Origin of the sequence: Methylocystis sp. H62 (assembly GCF_015709515.1) — a bacterium.
In the GTDB taxonomy this organism is placed as follows: Bacteria; Pseudomonadota; Alphaproteobacteria; order Rhizobiales; family Beijerinckiaceae; genus Methylocystis.
Genome location: NZ_JADNQZ010000043.1, coordinates 1 through 26,073 on the forward strand (window position 1 = coordinate 1; position 26,073 = coordinate 26,073).

Here is a 26,073-nt window from a genome sequence, read left to right on the forward strand (position 1 = left end):
GCGGATCGCCGGCGCGAAGCGCGGCTTGGTGCGCAGTTGATAGCCGCCAGCGACATAAACGAGGTCGTATGGCCTTGCGCGCAAATCGTCGCGGATGTCGGCAATCAGCTCGTCGAGGTTGCAGGTCGAGCCGACGACCCGTGCGAGCGCCTCGCGCGGTACGGGGCTTGGCGCGGCGAAAATGACGGCTTCGACGCGCCCCATCCACTCGCGCCAGCGCACGGCTTCCGGTAACTCCATGAGCACGGGATCAAACGAGTCGTGCAGCTCGTTATTTTGGGGGCGGCCCATGTTTGCGCCTCTTCTTGCCGCGTTTGCTTCATCGGAGCCGCTTGCACTTTGCTCGACAACAATTTTCAAAACGCGTTTCCCGCGCCGAACCGGCATCCACTTCGGCTGGAAACGCTTCAGAGCCCATAAAGCCGGAAGCTCGATCGCCCCGACAGTTCGTGCACCGCGTCAAGTTCAATGAGCCGATCGAAAAGACGCCGCGCGCCGCGGTCCGAGAGCCCTGCCGTTTTCGCCGCGCGCGCCGGCGCGACGCAATCATCGGCGACCAACATGTCGATCACCCGCAACGCGTCCTTGGCGCGCAGCTTTGGCGCGGCGTCGAGAAGTTTTTGCGTCTGGCGCGACAAGGCGCCAGCGAGATCCATCGCCTCACCCGCGGCGAGCGCGTAGGCGCCGGCGAGCGCGTTCGACCAGTCGCGGTCGCCTGGACGCGGTCGCCGGCCGTTTGGGGGGCGGCGCAATGCGGGGTGAGCGATCACCGTGGCCAGCAGCGGAACCGGCGCGTTCCAGCCAAGTTTTTGCGCCAGGGCGACGTCGGCGAGCCAGAGCGCGAAGATCTCCGCGTCGATCGCTGGCACGGCCGCCAAATCATGCATCGCCCTTGCGCTCGCGGCCGCCGCCGCGGCGAGCGGATCATTGGCGTTGGCGACGGTTTGTCGCAACGCCTCGGCAATACCCTGCGCGTCGAAGGCGCTCGGAGCCCCGACATATTCGGCGGCAAGCGACAACGTCGCCGCGTCAAATTTGATGGAACGCGCCGCAAACAGCCGAAACAGCCGATGCAGGCGGCCGGCCGGGCTGGTCTCGCCGCCGCAGCCGGAGAGATGCTCGGCGTCGCGGAGCGCCGCTTCGTCCTCGCGCAGCCGCGCGAGCCGCGCGCAGGCCGCGGCGGCCGTGAGCGCCAGGCGCTGGCGCAGCGCGCCCGAAAAAACCGGCTCGACGCCGAAGTTTTTGCCGGCATTAGAAACATCGACTGAGTCGCTGCTGGCGCTCGATATATCGGCGCCAGTCCCTAAGCCGGCGCTCGAAACATCGACGGCTCTATCGCCGGCGCGCGAAACATCGGCGCCGGCGCGCAAAATCTGATCGAGATGGGCGATGCCGGCGCCGGCGAGAAACATCGCGTTTCTGTCGCCGCCGTTGAGCCTCGCCCAACGCGGAAGCGGCTGGATTTCCGGAAGATTTGGGGGGCGCGACGGGTTTAGAGGACGGCTTCGCACGACGCGCCGCGGGCGCGCCATCGCCACGGGTTCAAGGCTCAACGGGTGGGGCGAATCGCTTTCCAACATGCGCGGAATCGTAGGCGCGGAACGGGTCCAGCGGCAAGTACTGGCGGCGCTTTGTTTGCTGATGTCAGCCAAATTCCGCCGCGCTTGTCTTTCCTCCTTCATGTCCGATAATGTGGGCTTATCGGACATGATTCGAAACCGGCGGACTTCCGGGCGAAAATGGCCGAAATCGACCTCAGAGAGCCTTCCGAGGCGTCGGAATTTTTGCGCTCGAAACGACGCAGGACCCTAGCCGGACCGAAAAGAGGACGAGATGGCGGACATCGACGACGACTTCGAAGATGACCCCGCGCCCCTCACGGAGCGGCCCCCCTCCCCCCATCTCACGGCGCTCTCCGAAAAGGCGCGCGATTACGCCCGCAACGCCCGCGCGGACAACACCCAGCGCGCCTATGACGCCGACTGGCGGCAATTCGCCGCCTGGCTGCGCCGGCAGGGCCTCGATCCCCTCCCCCCGGACCCGCAAACCGTCGGCCTCTATCTCGCCGCCTGTGTCGAGGGTTCCCCCGGCCGCGATCCTTTGAGCGTCGCGTCGCTGGAGCGCCGGCTTGCCGGCATTTGCTGGCATTACCGCCAGCGCGGCGAACCGCTCGATACGTCAGATCGGCATATTTCGACGGTGCTCGCCGGCATTCGCCGCGCCCATGGTCGCCCGCCGCTCCAAAAGGAGGCGATCTTCGCTGACGAACTATTGGCGATGCTCAGCGTCCTCGACATGGATCTGCGCGGCATCCGCGACCGCGCCATTCTGGCGATCGGCTTTGCCGGCGGCCTGCGCCGTTCGGAAATCGTCGGGCTCGATTGCGGCCCGGATCAGACCGAGGGTGGCGCCGGGTGGGTCGAGATTCTCGACGGCGGCGCGGTGCTGCAGATTTCTGGCAAGACCGGCTGGCGCGAGGTCGAAATCGGCCGCGGATCGCGTCCCGAAACCTGTCCCGTCGCCCTGCTCGAGACCTGGATGCGGCTCGGCCGGATTAATCAGGGCCCGCTGTTTCGGCCGATCGCGCGCAAGAACGGCGGCGTCGCCGCCGAGCGGCTGACCGATAAACATGTCGCCCGTCTGGTGCAGAAAACCGCGCTCGCCGCCGGCATTCGCGGCGATTTAACCGAGGGCGAGCGGCGTCTCGCCTTTGGCGGCCACAGCCTGCGCGCCGGCCTCGCCTCCTCGGCGCAAATCGAGGAGGCGCTTGTGCAAAAACATCTCGGCCACGCCTCCCCCGAAATGACCCGCCGCTACCAGCGCAAACGCGATCGTTTTAGGGTCAATCTGACCAAGGCGGCAGGCCTTTAGAGGCTAGCTCATCTCGATCAAGCTTTCGCCGCGTTCCAAGGCGTCGATCATTCGTGGCAGCACAGCCCCGAACCAAACCAGCAATTCGCGCCGCCGCGTGTTGGGCCGTCTGATCCAGACAATTTGCGGCCCGGCGTTCTTCATCACCTTGCGCTGCGCGAAGTCCTCGTCCTTGGAGACGATCACCGCTCCAACGCTGACCGCATAGGCCCAAATCGCATGGTCTTTTGCGCCGCCAAGGCCGACGTCGCCGACATGTTCGGCCTCATATCCAGCCGCGACAAGCCATCGGGCGAGCGCCGGCGGCAATTGCGCATCGACAAGAAATCGCATTATGCGACATGCAAGATCGGATGATCGCTCTGACGTGCGGCGAATTCCAGGACGGCGGCGATATCCGCCGCTTCAAGCAGCGGATAGTCCGCGAGAATCTCGTCGTGCGAGGCGCCCGCCGCCAATAAGTCAAGCACGTCCTTGACTCGGATGCGCAAGCCTCGAATGCAGGGACGCCCGCCGCACTGCTGCGGGTCGACCGTGATGCGATGAAGTTCACTCACTCCTGCGCCCCTTGTTGCGCCGCTTGGCGCTCTAACTTATTTGGGCAAGTATAGCCGAAATCCTACCGTTTGCGATTGGATCGAATTCGCACAGGCGGGGCCTGATCGAGGTCGAACCGCTGCCGTTGTTCAGCCTTCGTCCTCGGCAAACCTAGCTCTGAGGACGGCCATCCAGTTGCCCGCCGACGGACTCCGCGAATGGCGCAACGGACCGTAGGTGGCGGCGGCGGTCAGCGCCTGCGCGGCGATGTCGCCCGCTCGGGTCAAGAGGAGCGGGCTCGGCCTTCCTTGTCGTCGCCAGGGGACAAAGGTCAATGATTTTGACCAATGCATCGGAAAGAATGGCGAGTTGGGTCGTCGTATCAATCATGGCGTCCGCCTCCCTCGATCGGCAACGATAATCGCCAAATCCACGGCAGCGAAAGCCCACGCCTATCACCCCGCTTGCTGCCGGTCGCGCGCCGCTCTTGCGGCCTTGCCGCGCAGCAGCGCCATCAAAACCGGCCCCAGCGAGAATTGCCCTTCCCGCGCTTTTCCGGTTAGCACCCGCAAATAGCCGCCGGCGGATTTGATTTCCTCACCCCGCTGCAGGATTGCGGCGATGACGATCGAGGCGTCATGCTCGCCCAAAACGTTGAGCGCCTGTTTCCAGGCGTCAGGCGAGACGCCGAGCGCCGATCGGACAATCGTCGCAGCGTCGATGAGATCGCGCCAGCAGGAAATCTCGCCGTGTTTGCCGTAGTCGACGATGTCGGGACAGGCCTGCAGCACCATGCCGAGGGGGTAGCTTCGCGTCGATGTCGCCTGTCGCGCCTCAATTCCGGGACTTGCCTCAGCTTCTGCACCCCCTACCCTTTCAGCTTCCGGCTTTTCCGGCATTGACCTGAGCGGTTCGGCCCTGCCTTTTTGAAGGCTAGGTTCAATATCAGGAATGTTTGTGATTTGATTCTGTATATGACGCTCAGTCTGGGACTCATTGGCGCTTCTTTTTTGCTGTTTTACGTGAGTTTCCAATAGATTCTGGATTTTCGCTGCGAAGGCCGTCAATTCGCCCGCCAAAGCCTCCAGCTCGGCCCGCCCGAGACTGCGCGAGTAACGCGCCGAAAGGGCTTGGGAACGCCCATAGAGGCCTTCCCAGTCGCCAATCTCCTGCCCGTCGATCGAGACCCGCGCGAAGCGAACGCCCTCCTCCATGCCGGTCTCGATCATCTTGACGATGTCGCGCCGAACCAGCGTGATCCTTTCCCGCAGGAGAGCGATGGCGCGGTTCTCGACTCGCACTTCTTCGGCGAGGTTTTCGATCTCCGCTGCGCGCGCGATCAAGGGCGTCAGATCAAAGCCGAAGGCTTCCGCAATTTCTCCGCCCTGCCCTCGCCGCGCGAAACGTTTGCCGTTCGGCGAGTCGCGGCGGATGATGAGCCCCGCTTCGACAAGTGACGCGAGATGCCGACGCAACGTCGCCGGCGCCATGCCGTGAGCGCGGATAGAAAGCTCGCGGTTCGATGGGAACACCACAATTCCGGGAGTTGGCGAATCACTCTCCCCCTCGCCGACTTCGGCCTCGGGAAGGGTCAGCGCGGTTTCTTGGTGGAAGCTGAGCAAGGCGTGTAAAACTGAGAGCGCCCGGTCGGTGATGCCGAGCGGCTCTTTGGCTTCCGTGAGCGCGCGGAACAGGCGCCACTTATGGACGACCGTCTCGGACGCGTCAGGTTTTGACGCGAAATCCCGCGTCGCCGCCTGCGCCGCCACCATGGCGAGCGACAACGGCCGCCGCCCGAAGGGTGTCGTTGAATATGTGCGCATGATCTTTGCCTCGTTCAGGCAAAAGAAATCTGCTCGCCGAAACGGCGCCGACTCTTGACAGCGATTCGCGGAAGTGTGATTCTCTGAGTGCTAAGTCTGAGAAGGGCTTCCGGGCGGAGACGTTTTCGGGGGCCTTTTTCTTTTTGCGAGTTTCCTTCTTTCCAGTATTTCTACGCAACAATCCGCTTACGCACGACGTGTGCGGAATTCCTCATAGAGATCGCTCAGGCGCTCAATGACATATGCGCCGAAGTCCGGCTCGGCCTTCTCATCGAAGCGGACGATGGTCGCCTTAGCGTCGCGGCTTATTCGCGCAAGCGCCGCGCCATCCGGGCGCTTCCAAACCTCGGCGCGGTCTGATGCGATTGACTTGTCCGTAGCCGCTGTGAGCGCTCTTAGAAATCGAGTGTCAGAGTCAGCCGGAAAGTTCGGGTCGGAGAGGGCGGTTTCGACGCGAACAAGCGACTTGCGAGAGCGCAATAATTCGGCGAGCTGCAGCCAACGTCGTCGGCCAGCCCTTGGGGCCGGACCAATCGCGCGAACCAATGCCTCTGGCAGCGATCGAGCAACGGTGATCATTTTCGAGAGGTCTGTTTTTTCCGTTGAGAGCGCCGCCATGATGACGCTGCGGTCGTGCCCGCTATCTTCGAGGGCTTTTGCGAACAGAGCGCGTTCGATGAAGGAAAGATCCCGGCGCGCAGTATTTTCAATTCCCTGCGCAATGATCAGCTGTCGATCATCGAGGTTGCGGACGACGGCTTTGATCTTGATTCCGAGATCTTGCGCAGCCTTCAAACGTCGATGCCCATACGCTGCTTGATAGGAGCCGCCTTTCGTTGGATGCGGTCTTACGAGGATCGGCACCTCCTGTCCGTGAGAGCGGAGCGATTCCTTGAGCACCTGAAATTCGTGATCATCAGCGCTGGAAAGCCGGTCTCTTATGAACGAAACATCGATGCATTCAGGATCCAGTTCCACTACAGCAGCGCCTGTAGCGAGCGCCTCCTGCAGCGTCCGGGACTCTTCGGCCATCCGATCGAGCGTCAAGCTCATCGTCCTCACCGGGCCTGCAAGAACCCTGTCTGGGTTGGCGGCTTTGGAGGGTTCCGCGGAGTTGGCCGCGGCCAACTTGTTCTCGAGTAGCGATGTTATGATGTTCCGTCGGGTCATGGAATCCGCCCCCATGTTCGAAGGATGAGCCCGAGAATTTCGCTGTTGACTGCTTCAAGCGACTCGATTGCGCGGTCGTAGGTCGCACGCCCGATCGCCCCGCGCTCGAGCTCGTAGAGCGATTGCTTCGTGAGGCCTGCGTCCGCAATGGCGGTCGACTTCCAAGCGGACGCCGCCAGAACCTCTTCGCCAAAAAGGCTGCGGAGAAGAGCCACTACTTGTGACTGCGGCCCGTCGTGCGGCTCGTGACGGGTGATTACATAGCGAATAAAATCGTGGCGCAGATCGCCGCCGGCCTTTCCCACTACCGCCATCAAGTCTGAGGCCATCAGCAAGAACTGCGACATGGAGGCAACGTCGACCATCTGGGGATGGATGGTGATCAGTAGCGCTGTCGCGGCGCAAAGGGCTCCAAGCGTCAGATAGCCAAGCTGCGGCGGACAATCGATCACGACGATGTCATAATCTGCCTCGACTTCCGCGAGCGCATGGCCAACGCGTTCGAAGAACATGCCGCCCGGCAGCCGCGAACCAAGAGCCAGCGCCTGCGGCGTTTCATGTTCAAACTCCATAAGCTCAAGATTGCCAGGAATAAGATCCAGTCCGTCAAAATAGGTCTTGCGAATGCAGTCCCGGACGGGATGACGGGCGTCTTCATACCGAATCGCCCCATAAATCGTGTCGCCTTCCTTGAGGTCGAATTCCGGCTGCAAGCCAAGCATGGCCGACAGAGATGCCTGAGGGTCAAGATCAACCCCAAGCACCCGAAATCCCGACATTGCTAAATATTGGGCAAGATACAGGCACGTCGTCGTTTTTGCCGATCCACCCTTAAAATTGACGCAGGCTATAGTTTGCATTTTTTCCCCAACGCGGCGGTGAGGCAAAACGGAAAGTGCTTCGCGTGGTTTCACCGTGGCAATGTGCCTGCGCAGCTCGTTAATTTGTACTAGGGAATAGGAGCGTCTCCCGGAGGCGCTTATTTCAGGCGCGGGCCCGATCCCGTCGAGAGAGAGCTGCCGAAGATATCCATCCGACACATGCAAGAGTTTGGCGGCTTCCCCGGATGAAAAGGAGCGGAGTAATTTGTGACTGTCCGGCGGGAAAAGTCGGGAGCCGAGCGCCTGAAGCTGTTCGGACAACAGGCGAGCGTGGGCGGAAATTCGCGCATCTGATGGTGCTGTCGCCTCAACTGTCTGCGCGCCCACGATTTAATCCCGCGATACGATTTCAAGCACAAAATTGCTCTTCTTCCGTATCAGGAACACGATTCGGCTTCTTCAGCAATGGTTTTTGAGTAACCGAAAAGTTAACGGGTGTTTTACGAAGTTGGCCGCGGCCAACCGGCAACGCTTGCGCGCTGCCTTATCGAATCGTCACGCCGGAATTTCCCTCTTGCACGCTTTATCTGCGAGGTTTTCGACGATACCGAACCCCGGGAAAACAATCCCGCCTGTCGGCAACTTCTCGAGCATCCCGTCATTGCGTTTGAAGGGCGCGGCGTTCTTGCGATGACAAGTCCTGGCCAGACGGGCCCAGCCGTCAGAGCGCGGTGATTCACTTTTGAAGCCGGAGCAGGGACGCCAGACCGAGCCCGTCGGCCGCATAGAGTTCGGCGAGATGGTCGCGGAAGAATTCAAAGGCGTTCCGACGTTCAGTGAACGTTAGCCCCTGCACGATCAATCGCTTCAGTTCGACCGAACGGATTTCCCAGCCGTCCTGTTCGCCCGCGCGTGACGCTGCGCAGTTCGTTTCGCGATCGAGGCGCTCCGCTTCGCGATGAAAGAGTTTGCCGAAAGCGCAAAGCCGGTCGGGCAGGCGAGCTTCTGGCCGCGCATTGAGTAAAGAGACTTGAAAGCCACTCGACTGCGGATTCTAGCGCCATGACCGCAAGGTCGGAGGAGGGCAGGGGACGCCGATCTGGCTCGTTGCCAAAGGGCCGACGGCCGTGAAGGCGAGAGTTCTTTGGGGAAATGTAACGAAGGCGTTTCGTTTTGACCGTCGCAGGGGAGGGGAGTGATATCGATATTCATGGTCGTTGCTCTTTCGCTTACGACCGCGCGGGTCCCGGGCTAACAGCGATCACGAGCGAGAGGCGAATCGCGCCGCACCCGAAGCGCAGCGGAGACGCTTCCAGCCGACTTGTTTGCTCCGCGCTGAATGGCCGGCGGTTGAGCGCCGGGCGGGGAAAGAAGTCGGCACGACACATTGCGGCAAGCGAAGCCGCTTGTGGCGACATCGCTGCTCTCTAGCCGGCGCGTGGCCCTCCCGAACAGCGCGAGCCAGAGCGCAACTCAAACTCCACTCAAACCGAAACGGAGGATGAGGTCGTTGGCGGTGGCGAAGGGGTGCAGCAGGAGAGATTCGTGAATGCGCAGAGGAAGAATTGGTCCGTGCCTGACAGCGCCGTTCTTACGGACTTCTAAAACGCGGTGATAACCTGCGGGGCGCGCGCTAGGGATAGAGAAGACGATTGCGCAGCACGCCGTTGGCGCAAAGAAAGAGCGTCACAAGTAGACGTTCGACACGACCGTTGCCGTCGAGAAAGGCATCCGAGAAAGGCCTCGACAATTAATCGATAAAGTCGGGTTGCGAATTACAGCGCGGCCGACGAACCGCCGATGACCGAAGAGATGATGAGCCGTCACGCGCCCGTGGAAAAGGCCCCGACCTCTATATTTTGCGGGAGATGGGCGGCTTCGCCGCCCATCTCCTGAGGGAGAAAGAGGTTTGCGCGCTGACGCGCGCCGTCGCTCATGACGAGCGTTGGAGCGGGCGGATCATTAGCGCAACGACTATCGCGACCGCGACTGGCAGACATGGGCCGGCGGTAGTGGAACTGCGCATCCGTAAGCTTGGCAAGGGCTCTCACTTTCCCGTCTCGCTGAATGCCGTGAGGAGGCCTAAGTCCAGGACGTTTTCGACCGCTGTGTCGACGAACTCGTCAAAGCCATGGGTGGCTCGGAATCTCCGAGAACCAGCTCAGCCGGCTTTTGCCAAAAGATCGACGAAAAGGTCAAAGCCTTTCTCGATGGCCGATCGAGGAGACTGACCCTGTGTCTTCATCTTCATCGACATGACCTAGGGTCTGTTGGGATTTGGGATTCTCATCTGAGCTTGGCTGTGATTCAAGCTTTTGATGAACCGATTCGTTTTGAATGACGCCCAATGGGCGAAGATGGAGCCCTTTTGTCTTGGCAAACAGGGCGATCCCGGCCGCAGCGGCAACAATAACCGTTTGTTCGTGGAGGAGGTGCTGTGGATTGCTCGAACCGGCAGTCCGTGGCGCGATCTGCCGCGCGCATTCGGGCACTGGAACAGCGTGTTCACACGGTTCCGCGACTGGGTGAAAGGCGGATGTCTGGAATCGGCTGTTTGACGCCGTCTGCGACGAACCCGACATGGAACACGCCATGGTCGACGCCACCATCGTCAAGGTTCACCGTCACGGACAGGGCGCAAAAGGGGGACTTCGAGCCAGGCCATCGGCCGGTCAAAAGGCGGCATGACCACCAAAATCCTGGCGCTCACCGATGCGCTCGGCAATCTCGTGCGCTTCACGCTCATGCCCGGACAGCGTTTCGATACGGTTGCGGTTGCGCCGCTCCTTGAGGGCGTCGCTTTCGGCGCGCTGATCGCCGACAAGGCGTTCGATAGCAACGGCATCATCGCCTATCTCGACGCGCGCGGCGCCAAAGTCGTCATCTCCCAACATCCGCCGGGCAAAACCTCTTGCCATTGACGAGGAGATGTACAAATGGCGGCATTTGATCGAAAACTTCTTCGGCAAGCTCAAGGAGTTCAAACGCATCGCGCTCCGCGCCGACAAAACCGATCAGAGCTTCGCCGCCATGATCCACATCGCCGCCACCGTCATAAACTCCCGATGAATCTCAACAGGCCCTAGTCAAAGTCCGCAGGAACGGCAGCATCGTCTCCATCGCCGTCATCATGGCGATCGGCGTCACGAATGCGCCCTCCCTCGGAGGCCGAGACCTTCTGGATCCAGTTCTTGCGCGAGCTGATTGCCGAGGCTTACGTGGTGTGAAGCTCGTCGTCTCGGACGCCCACGAGCGGGATCAAGGCCGCCGTTTTTCAAGGCAATGAGCGCGCTTGGCAACGCTGCCGCGTCCACCTTGGGCAATGCGCTCGCACACGCCGGCAAGAACGGCCGGCTGAATGGTTCCCGGCTTCATCGCCGCGGCTTTCGCCCAGGACGACGCCGCGGCCGCAAAAGCGCAGCTGCGTAACGTCGCCGATCAGTTGCGTCGCACGCTCGGCAAACTCGCCGCCTTCCGCCGGCGCGACACTTGCGCGAATATTTAAAATGGCTGCCCGATTGCGACGACACTGAGTCCGAAAACCGAGCGCTCGATCTCGCAAAAGAATTTCACAAATTTGCCTGGCGCTGTCATTCCGGACTCCGCAATGTTGGGACGAGACGGCAAAAAGGCGACGTCCCTTTTTCGCGGCATGCCACAAATCCGGCGCGATTATTCGTTAGTGGCGTTCAAATCATACAACCACTTTCGATTCCTTCCTTCCGTCCGGCGATCTGGTGGCGCTTAAATAACGGAAGCGTGACACCCGAAAGAATGCGGGCGCGGGGGTTGACGAGTTCCGCCGTCCGATCCGCCGTGGTGCGCGGCAGCAGTGGCGGGAGGCGAAGCGCGGTCGCCCTCGCTTTTCGGCTTTTTCCTTCAGTCTCGCCATGATTGCGAACAGCGGGCCCGTTGTGAGGAGGTTCGCGACCAGGAAGAAAATCGGGCGTCGAGAGATTGTCGGCTTCCGTTCGGCGCCAGCAGTCGCATTCCATAATTCATGATTTTCGGATAAAAAGGTTGTAATATTTTGATCGGCGCCACTACGCAGGGGAAATTGATGAGGGCAAACTATGATATAAAAACATGTTGTTTCGGGAGGGTCGATCAACCGGCGCACCAGCCGCGCCCGTCAGTGCAAGAATCCGGCGCCGCGACGGGACGATGTTAAATGTCATCCGGTTTTTGAGGTGAGGCATGGTGAGGCGACGGCTAGAGCACTGCGGAGCGGAAGCCGCACGGTCGTTCGGAATGGTGTTTTTCGCAGTCAGTTTCGCTGTCCTAGCAGGCTGCAACGGCGTTCCCAATGAAGGTGCCGGCATTACGGATCGAACTCCGGTCGAAAACAAAACGCCGACCGAACAGGCGAGCCAATATTTATCGACTTCCTCGCCAGGAAGTCGGCGCTATCTCGTCGGACCTCAAGACATGTTGGACATTTCCGTATATGGGGCGCCGGACCTTTCCAAGACGATGCAGGTCGGCGAAGACGGAACAATCAATATGCCGCTCATCGGCCAAGTACCCGCCGCAGGTAAAAGCCCTTCCGAACTAGAGCGCAACATCCAGTCTCGCCTCAACGCGCGGTATTTGAGAGCGGCTCAAGTCACGGTGGTTGTTAGAGAATACAACAGTCAGCGAGTTACAGTACAAGGAGCTGTCAAGAGCCCCGGCGTCCATAAAATGCAGGGCGAGGAAACGCTGATGCAAGTTCTTGCCAGGAGTGGCGGGGTGGACGCAGCGGTTGCGTCGAGCGATGTCGTCCTTTTCCGGACCGCTAACGGCGCACGCACGATGACAAGATACGACATCTCGGCAATTATCGGCGGAACTGCGCCGGATCCCTCAATAGCGCCTGGTGATGTTGTCGTCGTAAGTGACTCAATGGCTAAGATGGGACTCAACAACGTTTTGAAAGTGTTGCCCCTGGCCGGCCTAGCGATGGCGCTCTAGTCGCTCACCGAGACGCGAAAACACTGGACAAGGAAATACCGAATTGATCGACGAAGATCGCAACGACGCGTCCGACGGCGGCGCGCCAGCGGGCCGTTCGCTGGTCCAAAGCCCCGCTTACCTGCCGCCGAGATACGCTTATGGCGAGATCGGCGACAACCTCACTGGCGACGGCGAGTCAGGCATCGACGTTCGAGCAATCTTGCGCGTTCTGATTAAGCGAAAATGGTTGATTGGCGGCGTCGCCGCGACATTTGCAGTGCTAGGTCTACTAAAGGGTCTACTGGAGAGGCCGCTTTATTCAGCGACAATTCGATTGCAGATCGATCGCACTGCGCCAACGATCATAAAAGGTTCAGAGAACGCTTCGATTGAAGCGGACAGTGATTTTGAAACAGAAGTCGAACTGCTCAAGAGTTCTAGCCTAACGCAACGTGTGGCGTCGCTCACGCGCCTCGATCCGAGCGCGCTAGGCGGCTTCAGCGTGAAAGCTGTGCCGTTTACGAAGCTCGTAGACTTAACCGTCACGAATGCCGATCCAGCGTCGGCTCAAAAGGTCGCGAATGCTTATGGCTCGGCCTATACCGCTGCTCACCTTGAAAAGCGCTTTCAAGCCAACGCTTACGCCAAATCGTTCCTTGAGGATCAGCTCAAACAATTGAAACTGCGTCTCGAACAATCCGAAAACCAATTGGTTGCCTTCGCGGAAAAACAGCAGATCATTCAGACAGGCGAGAAGACGTCCATTGCAGAAGGCAATCTGGCGGCCGCGAACACCGCGTTGGGTGTCTTAACGGCCGAGCGTATGAAGAACGAACAATTGTGGCGCCAAGCCGAAAGGTCGACAGGAATCGACATTCCGCAGATCTTAACAAACAAGGCGATCGAGGACTTACGTTCGCGACGTGGTCAGCTCATTACCGAATATCAAGAGAAATCCGAAACATTCCGCGCGGACTATCCGGGAATGTCGCAACTCAACAATAAAATCAAAGAAACCGACCGCCAGATCAACCAAGAGGTGAAGGCCATAAAAGCCTCTCTGAAAGCCGCGTTCGAGTCGTCATTGAGCCAAGAAAACGAAATGAAAGAGCGGGTCGAAAAACTGCGCGACGCGACGCTCGATTTTCAAAAGCGCAGCATTCGATACAACATCCTTAAACGCGAAGTGGACACAACCCGCTCGCTTTATGAGAGTCTTTTGCAGCGCTATAAAGAAGTAGACGTCGCTAGCGGCATCGGAACCAACAATGTGTTCATTATCGACAAGGCGCAACTCCCGGGTGCGCCGACCTCACCGAATATACCTAAGACCTTCGCTCTCGCGTTCGCGGCCGGGCTCGTCCTTGGCGTCGCCGCGGCGTTTGCCCGTGAGTATTTCGACGACGTGATCTATTCGCCGCTCGATGCGGAAACCGCATCAGCCTTGACGCTTATCGGCATCATTCCGAGGGTCAGGCAAAATCAGACATTCGAGATAGAGGCTCACGATCCGCGCTCCGCCATCTCGGAGGCGTTCCGATCGACGTGCACGTCACTGCAGTTTTCAACCGAATTTGGCATCCCTAAGACGTTGATGGTCACCAGTGCGTCGCCGGGCGAAGGGAAGTCCAGCACCGCGTTAGGAATTGGGCGACAGTTGGACGCTATGGGTCTGAAGGTGCTCATCGTGGATGCTGATCTTCGCAATCCTTCCCTTCATACAAAAGCCGGCATTGGCAACACTATCGGTCTTAGCAATTATCTTTCGCATCATTGCGAGGCGGATGACGTGATCCAACAAATTGATTCCACCACGCATAACCTTCATGTTATGCCGTCGGGTCCGTTGCCGCCCGCCCCGATGGAATTGCTACATGGTGCGCGATTTCGTTCCTTGTTGTCGGTGTACAGCGAAATCTTCGATGTAATTATTGTGGACGGTCCTCCTGTGATGGGCATGGCGGACGCGATTGTACTGTCCAACGCAGTGAGCGCCACATTGTTGGTGATCGCTTCGGGAGAGGGACGGATTGGGTTGGTTCGCAACGCCCTGAAACGCTTGGCGCAGGCGCGCGTGACGCCGCTGGGTTTGGTCCTGACCAAATACGATGCAAGAAAAGCAGGCGGCCATGGATATGGATATGGATATGGTACGGATCTTATCGGCACAGATGGCGTCGACAAAGGAGCCGAGGCGAGAGACGAGCTCGATCACGCTGCAAATGATTCGGCGATTTGATCGAAGCGGCGCGGGCTGAGGACGATGTTGCCTGACGACGATATCGCCGCAGTGAGAGCCGCCCTTGATTTGGCTTCGACTCCGTCGCGTCGCCGCCAGTTACGAATTAGCTCTTTACCAGAGGGCATGTTGTTGTTGCTGCGCATCGTTTCGGATGATCGCGGCGCCATCGAAGCCGCCGCGAAACGCACTCAGAGGTCTCCACAAAAGCTGTGTGAAGCGGCGGCGTTTTACATCGAACAAATCCTCCTGTCGCCAAGCGCCGACAGTTATCGCGCGCTGGGCGCGCGGCGAAGCGCCCCAGCCGCCGATCTGCGTCGAAATCTTGCGCTGCTCTGCAAATGGCTGGATGCAGAGGATCGTCAGGGCTCGGCGCGGTCCGTCTATTTATTGCGAATCACCCACGCATGGAACAATCTCAAGACGCCGGAGCGGCGCGCAGCTTATGATGCAACATTGGACACACGTCCGGCGGCGCTTACGGCTTCACACGACGGTCGAGCTATCTACCGAGCAAGGGACCCGAATGGCGTCGCGGGCATCGGGCATCTGAAGCGGAGGATCTCAGGCGAGCAAGTGCAGATCGCCAAACCTGGGAGGCGCGGGCGGGGCAGTTTATGGGAAAAGTTCGTGGCGCTCGCGCTGGGTTTTCGCGCTCACTGAGATAAGCCGGAGTTCTCCAAACAAAGTGGCTAACGCGTGCTGTAGGCTTTGACCATGCCAAAATTGAAGCAGCCGCTTGCGCTGAACACCGATGCCGACGAAGCTCGGCCTCACGCCATCCGAACGGTGATCTTCAGCATTCTCGGATTTGCGCTTTGCTGGCTTATTGTCTCTCATACCGTTGTCGCTTACCTAGCCACGGCCTCGCCGAAAATAGCGCTCTTGCTGCGAGGGAGCGAGCCAACGTCGCTCCTTGCACTCGCCGAAATTGAGATCAATTCAAAACCCAGCGAAAAAGGCAAGCCTTCTGGTCAGACTCAGCCGACGCCAAAACAGTTGAAGCTTTTGCGCGATCAGGTTGAAACGGCTCTCGTCGCCGATCCCCTTTCATCCCGCGCGTATCGGCTGCTAGGCCAAATCTCAGACGAAGAAGGCGCGGCGCGGAAAGCTGAAGCATTTATGCGTGCAGCCGCGCGCCATTCGCTTCACGAAGGATTCGCCATCAACTGGATAATGTCGAAAAGTTTCGAACGGAAGCAATTCTCGACGGCGGCCTATTACGCGGACGCTTTGTGGCGCACAGGAGACGCATATGCGCAAAATGTGATGCCGATCCTGGCTCGCATGGCGGAGGACAAAAGGGGCGCGCAAGAGATAAAAAAGCTTCTAGCTGCAAATCCAAGATGGCGCCCTCAGTTCTTCGGCAACCTCGGAATGTACATCACCAATGCGCGCACTCCTCTTGACTTACTATTGAGCCTTCAAGACACACATGCACCTGCAACGACGAGTGAGATCAACGCCTACCAGTCGTTCCTGTTTGAACACAAGCTTTATGGGCTGGCGTATTATGTCTGGCTGCAATTCCTCCCGCCCGAAAAACTCGAGGCGTCCGGGTTTCTTTATAACGGCGATTTTGAGGCAAAGCCATCTGGTTCACCATTCGATTGGCAGGCTCCCGCGGGCGAGAATGTTATCGTCGATTTCGTGTCGAAGCCTGGAACCGCGGTCGACCATGCGCTTGTCGTCGAATTTGGTTCGGGCAGCGTTGAATTCCCTGGCGTGTCGCAATCGATCGTATTGCCCCCTGGCGCTTACGCATTTAGGGGTTCGCTAAATGGCGAGGTCATCGGGCCGCGCGGTGTTCAATGGAGTATTAGCTGCGTGGGCGGAGCCAAAATCGGCGAGAGCGAGATGATCCTGGGATCGTTTCAAGATTGGCGTGCTTTTGAATTTTCGGTGGTTGTGCCAGAGAATGGCTGCTCAGTCCAGTTGCTTCAACTTAAGCTGGCGGCTCGTTCCCCTTCCGAGCTACTCGTGTCCGGCGCCATTTGGTTCGATGCGCTCTCGATCACGCGAGAGGGAAAAAAACCCTAGAATAATTCCTAAAGTTCGAAGAGCAGCGGAACAGCGATGTACGGCTTGAGTGTCTTCGCGATGCCTTGGGAGGCTCCGCCGGAAGCTATTAGAGCCGAAGACCTTCTCCCGCGCTGAAGTAGCGCGCGATAATTATGCAACACTCTCGAGAAAAGATTCGTCTGAATATCTTTAGGGGTATCCAGAAGAGGACGGACGCGTATAATCGCATCGGTTCGCCCGCCGAAAGCTCCTTGATCCGCGGCACAGAGGACGGCTCCCGTAAGAGGAATTAGCTATGAAGGCATTGTCGAGAATTAGAAAATTGTCTTCGATTGCGGGGTTGGCGGCGTGTCTAACAACAGTTGGAGCATCGGCCCAGGACTTGCGCGAAGCAGCCTGCCTTATTGAAAGAGCGGCAGCGAACGGTTCGCTGCAGCAGTATTCATGTCGAGGCGGCGTACTGTCGAGCCTACGGTCGGGGAGGCCCCTACTTGACCAGAGCGGACAAGCGGTGAGCTGTGATTGTGGCTGCTTTGTCGAAAGAGCGGCGGTTAACGGCGTAACGCAACAGTTTTTGTGTCGAGACGGCGCGTTGCACGCCCGCTCAGGAGGGCTTCTGCGGGACCAAAGCGGGCAGCCGATAAGCTGTGATTGTGCCGGATGGAATCCCGCCGTGCTCCTGCCGCTCGTGGGATTGAGCGGCTTGGCGGCGATCAGGGGTGGTGGCTCCAGCACGCCGATCATCTTCCCTCCTATCAGCCCGTAAAATGTCAGTGACGATGCTGACCTCGGCCCGAACTTTGCGCGACTTCTGGACGATTGCGGCGTAAAGTAACGTCGTAACGGAGTTCTTGTGGCCGATGGTCGATCGGACCGACGGCGTTCGATTGAGCTGTCGCGTGTTGATGTTCGGCCTGGCTAGCTGAGTGGCGATTTTTTTCGCCTTCGTCAGCGACGTTGCGTCGAAGATGTTTGCATGGACGTCCTGCCGAAACTCTAGTGTCCTTGAAAGGTTATGTTCGTTTAGGCGCTCACCCAACGTCGAGGTTGGGCAGTACTCTTTGAGGATCGTGAGTCTGATGTGGTGGATGCCTGCCTCTCCTAGGCGCGGATGTGCCAAAATGTGGTCGCGTCCGGTCGCATAAAAATGTGGTCGCGTCCGGTCGCATAGCGGAAGAGCACGATCGGCAGTTCGGTCCCGCTGCCGTGCCCCCGATCGCCCAGCAGACGCTTTTCTTGATTGAAGGCGACTGTGATCAAGAACCAGCGCGGTCGTCTGGTCCATCTGCCGGTCGAAGCAGATCCTCGCCTGCGGTGAAGACTCGGGACTGCGGCAATGGCGCTCGGTCGGCAGCCGCCGGGCACGATATGTTAGGATGCGCTTGCGTGACAGCACCGGAGCGGGCACGCATATTTCGGGCCGGCGCGCAAACCGCGTGTGAAGTTGTGCGAGATTACGTCGAAACCAGTCGCGGGAGCGCGACAAATCGGGAAAATGCGCCTGATGCCCGGATGAACTGCGCATGAACGACCGCTCAATTAATTGGCGCGCTTCTAGCGAAGCCTAGCTGAACAATTGGGCCTCAATCTTGGGCTTTACCTGACCGACTCATCGCCCACGCGGGTTGGAGTTTTTAAATCTCAAGACACAGGAAGCTGGTTCGAAGGAAAGTTGACTTGTTTTTTTACCTCTCCGCGTTCGGTTTGTTGTCCTGCCTCCTTCTCGGCGGGAGTACGAAGGGGGGGCACCTGTCCGACGCGGTGCTTCAGCTGCTATCCATCCCCGTTTTGCTCGCCGCATTCTGGCGTCTCTTGGACGCCGCACGCGACCTAGAGGTGCGCTGGGCCTTGGCGTTTTGCGGCGCGCTTTTGGCCGTGCCAATGATTCAGCTCATTCCGTTGCCGCCGGCGATATGGACGCATTTGCCTGGGCGCGAAAGCGTGGTCGCGGCCTTCGAGCTCCTCGGTCGCCGCCCCCCCTGGATGCCGATCAGCATGGCCCCGCAGTCGACTTGGCTGACCGTCCTATGGCTGCTGCCGTCTCTTGCAGTGTTTCTGTCTGTTCTGACGCTCGACTGGCGCGAGCGCAGACTGTTAAGTCTGCTCGCTATCGCCGCCGGAGTAGCAAGCGCCTTTCTCGGATTGGCTCAGCTTGTCCAAGGGCCGACGAGCCCCCTGAGATTCTTTAGCATCACTAACGCGAGCTCTCCCGTCGGCTTTTTCGCAAATGTCAATCATTTTGCGGCGTTACTCTATTCCACCATTCTACTGACGGCCGCTTGGCTTACGACTGGACTGTCAACGCTGCGCCCCGCTCGCTGGAAAAGCCCCGATGTCATTGACGCGGCGTCGGTCACAGTGAGCATCGCAGCTTCCGTTGCGCTCGTAACGCTCTTCGCCGTTGAATTGACGACGCGTTCACGCGGCGGGACAATTTTGACGATGGCAGCGCTGTTCGGAGCCCTGACGTTGTCGGGTTCACCTCTGCAATATTTAAGAAATCGAGCGATCGTGGCAGTGCTGATCGGCTTAATGGTCGTCATGGTTTTCATGGGAAAATCGGCCTTATTTGATGCGCTGGATCGTTTCGCCGTCGACCCTTTGACAGATGTGCGGACGGTTTTTGCTCGTACGACTTTCGAAGCCGCCCAAGCGCTCATGCCGATCGGGGCAGGGCTTGGCACTTTTGTCCCAGTCTTCGCGCTGTTCGAGAAGCCCCGTGACGTAGAAGCGTATGCAGGTGATTACGCCAACCATGCCCATAATGATTTGCTCGAATTACTACTCGAGACCGGCGTCGCCGGTCTATTACTTCTGGGCCTGTTCCTCTACTGGCTCGCCCGTAGAGCATTCCAGATGTGGGGAGCGTCAAATCCAGGTCCGCTTGCAATCGACAAATCTTTGGCCCGCGCGGCGATTCTGGTCATAGCGATGCTGCTCTGCCACTCTCTTGTCGACTATCCTTTGCGCACCGGCGCAATGATGGCGATCGCCGCTTTTGCATGCGCTTTGTTGATCAATCCGGCGATCCCGGCCGCAGTAGCAGAATCTGTCGAGATGCCGATCGACGCTCGGCGGCTTTGGCGGCGCTCGCGCGCCGAACCAGCGCATACGGGCGCTCGTCGCCGTTATTGGCCCAGCGTTCAGAGATCCGATCAGTGAGCGGAAAGCACGCTACTACGGGCTCTGGACTTCGACAGCATATGGATCGTCAAATTCCGGCTCCTCGTTTTTGAGAAAGTCGCCCGCTCCGCAAGGGTCTGGACATGGTTCAGTCACGGTCTCGACGTTGTCGCCGATGACGTTGCGCAAAATGAAGCGATCTCGAGAAGAATGACTCCCAGGCCGACCTATGGCATAATTTTAGCGGTAGGATGCGAGCGCGACTCCGCCAATCGGAGGCTTAACGGCAAGGGAAATGTGGCAGCTAAGCAAGGACAATCGCGTTTGGCTCAAATAGAATGTTGGAAGCGCCGTCGCGAGACGTTGATCCTCACAGGGGCGGAAAGGTGGTATGTCGTGCGCTCGCGTCCGCGGCAGGAGGCGAGGGCTCAGTTTCATCTCCTTCAGCAAGGTTTTCCCACTTTTTTGCCGCTGATGATGAAAACAGTTAGGCGCGCGCGAAAATTGCGCGACGTCTGTGGCGCAATCTTCCCGACCTACATATTCGTCGTGCTCGATTTGGGTCGCGATCGCTGGCGAACGGTCAATGGCACCTTTGGCGTCGCAAGCCTCGTCATGGCAGGGGAGGGACCGGCCCGGGTGCCTATCGGCGTGGTCGAGCAATTGCTCGATTACACCGATGACGATGGCCTGGTCCGATTTGATCGCAGTTTGTGCGTAGGCCAGTCGGTGCGCGTCACCGCCGGCCCGTTCGCAAACGCGATCGGCTGCTTGGAGAGGCTCGACTCTAACGGACGCGTGCGGGTCTTGCTTGACATCATGGGCGGAAAAGTGCCCGCGCTCCTGGACCGTTCGGCGCTCGAAGCGGCGTAAAGATCACTGTCGCGCGACGGTGCGCGGTGGTGCCAAAGTGATAGCAACGGGACAAGCGCTGCGTTTGACCCGAACGGCGGTAGCGTCTGCGGAAGCGTCTTGAGCAGTGCGATCGACCTCGCGCAATTTTTCTACCTTGGTCAGTTTGCTCAGGCGACATAAGGTGAACCTTTCGAATTTGCGCGAGAAATCATTGCGCGCCATCCGAGCGTCGTAGAGCGCTCCATTCAATGAGGGCGACCGCTCGCGCAGACGTCGCGCCCATTCGCAAGTTAGCTTTGTAATTTGCAGCTCGCCGAGGGCCGAAGATATAGCCGAGTCGATGTCACGAAGCGACGTCTGCCGTTTAATGATGAACCAACGTGGGAGGGCCATCTTCGCTATGCGAGCAAGGTCGGTTGCTGCGCCTCGAATTTGCAGTCCCGGGTCGTCGGCTCTCGTCGGATAAGCGCCGAAAGCGGGGACGGCGCGGGAAATGCCATTATCGCAACTTGTAAAAAAACGAGGTTTCTTGAATGAAGAGAACAAAAAATAAAATTAAGAGAATCAAAAACTAAAACGTTCGATGACAAGTATCAAAAAATAGCTCAAACCATGCGACTTGGGCTTGACGGCTGCGGGCGCCCCTTCTGGGCGCCGCCCTACGTCCTTCGGGCGCGATAAGAATGCCGCCAAACACGCGCGACGCCTAGGCCGCACTGTCTTTTTGCGCGCGCCCATACGCCTGGAGATCAGCGCAGCGTGTGGGCGGATTCAATTGGTCGTCGCAACGTCTGTAAAATAGTTCATCCGATGAAAGCGTTCGCCGCTTCTGGCGAGGTCCGAAGACAATATTGTTGTTTTCGACAAGCTGACCTACGCCGGCAATCTCGACTCGCTTCGAGCCGATGCGAAGCGCCCGCGTTACGCCTTTCGCCGCGCCGACTTAGGGGATCGCGCCGCGGTCGCCCGGACCTTTGCAGAATTCCAGCCTGACGTCGTCATGCATCTTGCCGCCGAAAGCCGTGTCGACCGGTCAATCGACGGGCCCGCGGCCCTTATCTGGACGAATGTCATCGCGCCTTCACCACGCTGGACGCCGCGCTGAAACATTGGCGCGGCTTGCCGAAAGCGCGAGCCGAGAAATTTCGTTTCCCGACGAGGTCTTCGGATTATTGGGAGAAGAAGGGCGCTTTCGCAAAACACGCCCCGATGCGGGCTCGGACCGTCTGGTAGCGCGAAACCTATAGCCGACGATCATCACCAATCGCTCCAAAAATTGCGGGCCCTATCATTTTCCCGGCGTTAACGCCCCACGAGCGCACGTTATGCGTCAGTCGGGTTGGTTTTGGGAAAGACACGCGCGGCATTGTTCTCGCTGGCGGCTCCGGCGCCAGACTGCATCCGATGACGCTCGCGGCGTCGAAGCAACTGCTTCCTGTCTATGACAAGCCAATGGTCTATTACCCGCTTTCCGTGCTGATGCTCGCGGGCGCACGGGAGATACTGGAGATTTCGACTCCGGAGGACTTGCCTTCCTTCAAGCGTCTGCTGGGCTCGGGCGCGCAATGGGGAATTTCGCTTTCCTACGCCGAACAACCGCGCCCCGAAGGTCTTGCGCAACCCTATATAATTGGCGCGCCATTTATCGAAGGTCGAAATTCGGCGACGGTGTTGGGCGATAATATTTTCTATGGCCACGGCTTGACGGAGGCGCTGAGGTCCGCGCGCCGGCGCCAGACCGGCCGACGGTCTTCGCCTATCGCGTCCGCGACCCAGAGCGTTACGGCGTGGTGGAATTCGATAAGGAAAGCAGGGCGGTTTCGCTCGAAGAAAAGCCGGTTGCGCCGAGATCGAACTGGGCCGTGACCGGACTTTATTTTTATGACAGGCGCGCGCCCGAATATGCAGCGTCTCTTTAGGCCGTCCGCGCGTGGCGAACTCGAGATCACCGATCTCAACCGCATCTACCTCGAGGCCAAAACGCTCACCGTCGAACAGCTGGGGCGCGGCTTCGCTTGGCTCGACACCGGAACCCCCGCCTCTCTACTGGAAGCGGCGCAATATGTGCAGGCGATCGAGCAGCGCCAGGGGCAAAACGCGTCGCTTGCCTCGAGGAGACCGCATTCACGCAGGGCTGGATCGACGCGCAGGGGATGCGCGCGGCCGCGACGCGTCTCGCCAAGAGCGGCTATGGCGACTATCTGCTTCAGATCCTGAGAGAGGCCGGCGACACGCGGGAGCGACACATGTCGCCCTGATGCTGACAACTGTTCACGACGCTCCTACCGCTCACATGCATTGAGGCTGCGGCCGTCTTGCGATCCGCAGCAACGCAGCGTAGACCGCCACGAGCCGGATATCTGTCGATGGCGAGTTCCCATCAAAAACGACGATCTGAATTTATCGCCTCATTAGGCTTCAAACACTCCTTCTCTTTCGCAGGCAGGCTCGATTTGCCAACAGAACCCAATGTCGACCAAACAACGATTGCAAGCTTTGGTGACGAATGGTCGCGCTACGACCAGTCGAAGCTCGACGAAGAAGAGCTCAAGAAAATCTTTGAGAACTATTTCCAGCTGTTTCCATGGAGCGCCTTGCCGCCGCAAGCTGAAGGGTTCGATATGGGCTGTGGCTCCGGGCGCTGGGCGAAGCTTGTCTCGCCTCGCGTAGGTCTCCTCCACTGCATCGACGCGAGCAGCGAAGCGCTAAACGTCGCAAAGCGAAATCTTGCCGGACATGCCAACGTGCGCTTTCTTGTCGCGACGACGGATTCGGCGCCGCTCGGTCCTGGTTCTCAGGATTTCGGCTATTCGCTGGGAGTTCTGCATCACATCCCCGATACGTTCGCGGCGATGCAGGCCTGCGTGAGGCTGCTCAAACCAGGCGCCCCATTTCTCGTCTATTTGTATTACCGGTTTGACAACCGGCCGGCTTGGTTCAAATTTGTGTGGCGACTGAGCGAGACAGTCCGCGCCGCCGTACGCGCCATGCCGGCGCCGCTCAAAGCTGTCACAACGGACGTGATCGCCTTGATGGTGTATTGGCCGCTGGCTCGCATGTCGCTGCTTGGCGAGCGACTGGGCTTGCACATGCGACACATGCCGCTCTACGGATATCGAAATTTGAGCTTCTATACGATGCGCACCGACGCCCGTGATCGATTTGGGACGCCATTGGAGCAACGCTTCACGCGGGACGAAATTGAAGAAATGATGGCGCAAGCGGGGCTCGAAAACATCGTGATCGCCGACGGCGAACCTTTTTGGTGCGCGGTAGGAACGAGAAAATGAGCTTAACTGAAGAATAGATGAAAAGTTTATCGGACATCAAGCTCGCTATTATTGGCCTTGGCTATGTCGGGCTGCCGCTCGCCGCGGAGTTCGGCAAGCGACGCAAGGTTGTTGGCTTCGACATAAGCCCGTCACGCGTTGCGGCTCTCAAAGCCGGCCACGATGTGACGCTTGAAGTCAGCGTTGAAGAATTGCGCGAGGCCAGCGGCCTCCATTACACCACCGACCTCACCGATCTTGCCGACTGTAATTTCTATATCGTCACTGTGCCGACGCCGATCGACGAACACAAACGTCCCGATTTGTCGCCGCTGATCAAGGCCTCGGGAATGATCGGTCGCGTTCTGAAGAAGGGCGACATCGTCGTTTATGAATCGACCGTCTATCCCGGCGCCACCGAAGAAGACTGTGTGCCAGTGCTTGAATCTGTGTCGGGGCTGACATTTAACGTCGATTTTTTCGCAGGCTACAGTCCGGAGCGGATCAATCCAGGCGACAAGCTGCATCGCGTCTCGACGATTAGGAAGGTGACGGCCGGCTCAACGCCAGAAATCGCGGATATTATCGACGAGCTCTATGGCGAGATCATCGTCGCTGGCACCCATAAGGCTTCAAGCATCAAAGTCGCCGAAGCCGCCAAGGTAATCGAAAATACCCAACGCGATCTCAACATTGCGTTGATCAACGAGCTCGCGATCATCTTCAACAAAATGGGCATTGACACGGAAGCGGTGCTCGAGGCTGCCGGCACCAAATGGAATTTTCTGCCGTTCCGGCCGGGCCTCGTCGGCGGCCACTGCATTGGCGTCGACCCCTACTATCTGACGCACAAAGCGATGGCGATCGGCTACCATCCCGAGATTATTCTCGCTGGCCGCCGTCTCAATGACGGCATGGGCGCCTATGTGACGTCGCAACTGGTCAAGGCATTGATCAAACGGCGCATTCATGTCGAAGGCGCGCGCATCCTAATCATGGGGCTGACCTTCAAAGAGAATTGTCCTGATCTGCGCAATACAAGGGTGATCGACATCGTGCGCGAACTCGCCGATTACAACGCCAATGTCGATGTTTACGATCCGTGGGCCTCCCGCGAAGAAGCGCAATACGAGTATGGCTTGGCCCTTATCGAGGAACCGGAGTCAGGCGCTTACGATGCTATCATCCTGGCGGTCGCGCACGACCTGTTTCGCGAGCTCGGCCCGGCGGTCCGAGACTTTGGTAGGGAAGAACACGTGCTTTACGATCTCAAATATGTGCTGGATTTCGATCAATCTGACCTGCGTCTTTAGGGGGAGCTGAATGACCCCTTATGATCGAATCCGCCTGAAACTGCGCGAAAGCCCGCGGACTTGGCTGATCACCGGCGTCGCTGGCTTCATTGGCTCGAATCTTCTGGAGACGCTTCTCAAGCTCGATCAGCGCGTAGTGGGGCTCGATAATTTTGCGACCGGTTATCGGCGCAATCTCGACGAGGTGAAGGCACTCGTCGAGCCCTCCCAATGGAATCAATTTACATTCATCGAAGGGGACATTTGCGACTTCGACGGCTGTCGCCGCGTTTGCGAGTATGTTGATTATGTGCTACATGAAGCCGCGCTGGGTTCAGTGCCGCGCAGCATCGCAGATCCGATCGCAGCCAACGCCGCAAACGTCACCGGTTTTGTCAACATGCTGGTTGCCGCTCGCGACGCTAAGGTCAGGCGCTTCGTCTACGCCGCCAGCAGTTCGACCTATGGCGACCATCCCGGCTTGCCGAAGGTCGAGGACGTAATGGGCAAACCCCTGAGTCCTTATGCGGTTACTAAATTCGTCAACGAGCTTTACGCCGACGTCTTCGCCCGTTGTTACGGGATGGAGACGATTGGGCTGCGGTATTTCAATGTCTTTGGGCCGCGGCAAGATCCTAATGGCGCTTACGCCGCGGTGATCCCGAAATGGACCGCGGCGATGATCAATGGCGAGCCCGTGTTCATCAACGGCGACGGCGAAACCAGCCGCGATTTTTGCTACGTCGCGAACGCCGTGCAGGCCAATTTGCTGGCGGCGACCACTCGCAGTGCCCAAGCGATCAATCAAGTCTATAACGTGGCGGTTGGCGAACGCACAAGCCTCCGCGAGCTGTATGAGCATTTGCGCCGCCTGCTCACGCCGCGCTTCCCGCATCTCGAAAAGGCAAAGCCACAATATCGCGAGTTCCGGCCCGGCGACGTGCGCCATAGCCTAGCGGATATTCACAAAGCCATTGCTTGCCTAGGTTATTCTCCGTCGCATCGCGTCGACCAGGGCCTCGCCCTGGCCATGCCATGGTACATAGCGTCAAGCATTTGAGTAAGTTTGGGAATTTAATCTTTCCCTACGACGTTACTATCTTGTCTTCTGTGGCA

The 26,073-nt window shown here is 58.8% G+C and carries 19 protein-coding genes and 3 pseudogenes; 14 read left to right on the forward strand and 8 right to left on the reverse strand.

Going from position 1 to position 26,073, the window contains the following annotated elements; genetic code table 11:
* Together IYY11_RS04040 and IYY11_RS04045 are read right to left on the reverse strand one after the other, a co-directional pair.
* On the reverse strand, window positions 1-291 hold a 291-nt coding region (locus IYY11_RS04040; RefSeq protein WP_196402835.1), incomplete at its 3' end, for an SMC-Scp complex subunit ScpB.
* A 116-nt stretch (window positions 292-407) separates the two neighbouring features.
* Complete coding sequence (locus IYY11_RS04045; protein WP_196402836.1) at window positions 408-1,580, reverse strand: DUF1403 family protein; 1,173 nt, start codon at window positions 1,578-1,580, stop codon at window positions 408-410.
* A gap of 253 nt (window positions 1,581-1,833) precedes the next feature.
* Here IYY11_RS04045 and IYY11_RS04050 point away from each other — a divergent pair, with 253 nt between their 5' ends.
* Window positions 1,834-2,871 (forward strand): tyrosine-type recombinase/integrase, encoded by a 1,038-nt coding sequence (locus IYY11_RS04050; RefSeq protein WP_196402837.1) that lies wholly within the window; start codon window positions 1,834-1,836, stop codon window positions 2,869-2,871.
* A 3-nt stretch (window positions 2,872-2,874) separates the two neighbouring features.
* On the opposite strand, the gene IYY11_RS04055 is transcribed toward IYY11_RS04050, so the two are convergent.
* From IYY11_RS04055 to repA, 5 genes are all read right to left on the reverse strand, one after another.
* Window positions 2,875-3,204 (reverse strand): DUF5615 family PIN-like protein, encoded by a 330-nt coding sequence (locus IYY11_RS04055; RefSeq protein ID WP_196402838.1) that lies wholly within the window; start codon window positions 3,202-3,204, stop codon window positions 2,875-2,877.
* Window positions 3,204-3,428, reverse strand: coding sequence for a DUF433 domain-containing protein (locus IYY11_RS04060; protein ID WP_196402839.1), 225 nt, complete (start codon window positions 3,426-3,428; stop codon window positions 3,204-3,206). Before IYY11_RS04060 ends, IYY11_RS04055 begins: the two co-directional genes overlap by 1 nt.
* 435 nt (window positions 3,429-3,863) lie before the next feature.
* Window positions 3,864-5,231, reverse strand: a complete 1,368-nt coding sequence (repC, locus tag IYY11_RS04065; protein WP_196402840.1) for a plasmid replication protein RepC — start codon at window positions 5,229-5,231, stop codon at window positions 3,864-3,866.
* Between the two features lie 186 nt (window positions 5,232-5,417).
* Entirely contained in the window at window positions 5,418-6,416 is a 999-nt protein-coding gene (gene repB, locus IYY11_RS04070) for a plasmid partitioning protein RepB (RefSeq protein WP_312029694.1), read from the reverse strand.
* Complete coding sequence (repA, locus tag IYY11_RS04075; protein ID WP_196402842.1) at window positions 6,398-7,609, reverse strand: plasmid partitioning protein RepA; 1,212 nt, start codon at window positions 7,607-7,609, stop codon at window positions 6,398-6,400. Before repA ends, repB begins: the two co-directional genes overlap by 19 nt.
* A gap of 1,931 nt (window positions 7,610-9,540) precedes the next feature.
* Here repA and IYY11_RS04085 point away from each other — a divergent pair.
* The 6 genes and pseudogenes from IYY11_RS04085 to IYY11_RS04110 all read left to right on the forward strand — a co-directional run bounded on the left by IYY11_RS04085 (window position 9,541) and on the right by IYY11_RS04110 (window position 16,436).
* Window positions 9,541-10,291 (forward strand): annotated as a pseudogene (locus IYY11_RS04085) (IS5 family transposase).
* A gap of 16 nt (window positions 10,292-10,307) precedes the next feature.
* A pseudogene (locus IYY11_RS22760) lies at window positions 10,308-10,691 on the forward strand (transposase); the annotation flags it as partial.
* 782 nt (window positions 10,692-11,473) lie between these two features.
* Window positions 11,474-12,175 carry a polysaccharide biosynthesis/export family protein gene (locus IYY11_RS04095; protein ID WP_196402844.1) on the forward strand — a complete coding sequence of 234 codons (702 nt, stop codon included), beginning with the start codon at window positions 11,474-11,476 and terminating at the stop codon, window positions 12,173-12,175.
* A 43-nt stretch (window positions 12,176-12,218) separates the two neighbouring features.
* Window positions 12,219-14,396 (forward strand): polysaccharide biosynthesis tyrosine autokinase, encoded by a 2,178-nt coding sequence (locus tag IYY11_RS04100; RefSeq protein ID WP_196402845.1) that lies wholly within the window; start codon window positions 12,219-12,221, stop codon window positions 14,394-14,396.
* Window positions 14,397-14,522: 126 nt separating this feature from the next.
* The gene (locus IYY11_RS04105) at window positions 14,523-15,059 is read left to right on the forward strand and encodes a hypothetical protein (protein ID WP_196402846.1); all 537 of its coding nucleotides are present in this window, start codon (window positions 14,523-14,525) and stop codon (window positions 15,057-15,059) included.
* Between the two features lie 54 nt (window positions 15,060-15,113).
* Window positions 15,114-16,436, forward strand: coding sequence for a hypothetical protein (locus IYY11_RS04110; RefSeq protein ID WP_196402847.1), 1,323 nt, complete (start codon window positions 15,114-15,116; stop codon window positions 16,434-16,436).
* A 586-nt stretch (window positions 16,437-17,022) separates the two neighbouring features.
* On the opposite strand, the gene IYY11_RS04115 is transcribed toward IYY11_RS04110, so the two are convergent.
* Entirely contained in the window at window positions 17,023-17,943 is a 921-nt protein-coding gene (locus IYY11_RS04115; RefSeq protein WP_196402848.1) for a hypothetical protein, read from the reverse strand.
* Between the two features lie 833 nt (window positions 17,944-18,776).
* Here IYY11_RS04115 and IYY11_RS04120 point away from each other — a divergent pair.
* The 7 genes and pseudogenes from IYY11_RS04120 to IYY11_RS04150 all read left to right on the forward strand — a co-directional run bounded on the left by IYY11_RS04120 (window position 18,777) and on the right by IYY11_RS04150 (window position 26,017).
* Window positions 18,777-19,580 carry an O-antigen ligase gene (locus IYY11_RS04120; RefSeq protein WP_210331229.1) on the forward strand — a complete coding sequence of 268 codons (804 nt, stop codon included), beginning with the start codon at window positions 18,777-18,779 and terminating at the stop codon, window positions 19,578-19,580.
* A gap of 171 nt (window positions 19,581-19,751) precedes the next feature.
* Window positions 19,752-20,414, forward strand: coding sequence for a transcription termination/antitermination protein NusG (locus IYY11_RS04125; protein ID WP_246719608.1), 663 nt, complete (start codon window positions 19,752-19,754; stop codon window positions 20,412-20,414).
* 850 nt (window positions 20,415-21,264) lie between these two features.
* Window positions 21,265-21,501 carry a GDP-mannose 4,6-dehydratase gene (locus tag IYY11_RS22765; protein WP_246719622.1) on the forward strand — a complete coding sequence of 79 codons (237 nt, stop codon included), beginning with the start codon at window positions 21,265-21,267 and terminating at the stop codon, window positions 21,499-21,501.
* Window positions 21,502-21,800: 299 nt separating this feature from the next.
* A pseudogene (gene rfbA, locus IYY11_RS23680) lies at window positions 21,801-22,654 on the forward strand (glucose-1-phosphate thymidylyltransferase RfbA).
* A gap of 195 nt (window positions 22,655-22,849) precedes the next feature.
* Window positions 22,850-23,686, forward strand: coding sequence for a class I SAM-dependent methyltransferase (locus IYY11_RS04140; protein ID WP_246719609.1), 837 nt, complete (start codon window positions 22,850-22,852; stop codon window positions 23,684-23,686).
* A 17-nt stretch (window positions 23,687-23,703) separates the two neighbouring features.
* Window positions 23,704-24,978: a Vi polysaccharide biosynthesis UDP-N-acetylglucosamine C-6 dehydrogenase TviB gene (tviB, locus tag IYY11_RS04145; protein ID WP_196402852.1), complete on the forward strand. Its 1,275-nt coding sequence runs from the start codon at window positions 23,704-23,706 to the stop codon at window positions 24,976-24,978.
* Window positions 24,979-24,988: 10 nt separating this feature from the next.
* The gene (locus IYY11_RS04150) at window positions 24,989-26,017 is read left to right on the forward strand and encodes an SDR family oxidoreductase (protein ID WP_196402853.1); all 1,029 of its coding nucleotides are present in this window, start codon (window positions 24,989-24,991) and stop codon (window positions 26,015-26,017) included.
* Window positions 26,018-26,073: the final 56 nt, after the last annotated feature.

Coding starts and splice junctions, on each gene's coding strand:
- IYY11_RS04045 (WP_196402836.1), bottom strand. CDS start 1,580: ATGTTGGAAAGCGATTCGCCCCACCCGTTGAGCCTTGAACCCGTGGCG.
- IYY11_RS04050 (WP_196402837.1), top strand. CDS start 1,834: ATGGCGGACATCGACGACGACTTCGAAGATGACCCCGCGCCCCTCACG.
- IYY11_RS04055 (WP_196402838.1), bottom strand. CDS start 3,204: ATGCGATTTCTTGTCGATGCGCAATTGCCGCCGGCGCTCGCCCGATGG.
- repC (WP_196402840.1), bottom strand. CDS start 5,231: ATGCGCACATATTCAACGACACCCTTCGGGCGGCGGCCGTTGTCGCTC.
- repB (WP_312029694.1), bottom strand. CDS start 6,416: ATGGGGGCGGATTCCATGACCCGACGGAACATCATAACATCGCTACTC.
- IYY11_RS04095 (WP_196402844.1), top strand. CDS start 11,474: ATGGTGTTTTTCGCAGTCAGTTTCGCTGTCCTAGCAGGCTGCAACGGC.
- IYY11_RS04105 (WP_196402846.1), top strand. CDS start 14,523: ATGTTGTTGTTGCTGCGCATCGTTTCGGATGATCGCGGCGCCATCGAA.
- IYY11_RS04110 (WP_196402847.1), top strand. CDS start 15,114: ATGCCAAAATTGAAGCAGCCGCTTGCGCTGAACACCGATGCCGACGAA.
- IYY11_RS04115 (WP_196402848.1), bottom strand. CDS start 17,943: ATGCGCAGTTCATCCGGGCATCAGGCGCATTTTCCCGATTTGTCGCGC.
- IYY11_RS04125 (WP_246719608.1), top strand. CDS start 19,752: ATGACTCCCAGGCCGACCTATGGCATAATTTTAGCGGTAGGATGCGAG.
- tviB (WP_196402852.1), top strand. CDS start 23,704: ATGAAAAGTTTATCGGACATCAAGCTCGCTATTATTGGCCTTGGCTAT.
- IYY11_RS04150 (WP_196402853.1), top strand. CDS start 24,989: ATGACCCCTTATGATCGAATCCGCCTGAAACTGCGCGAAAGCCCGCGG.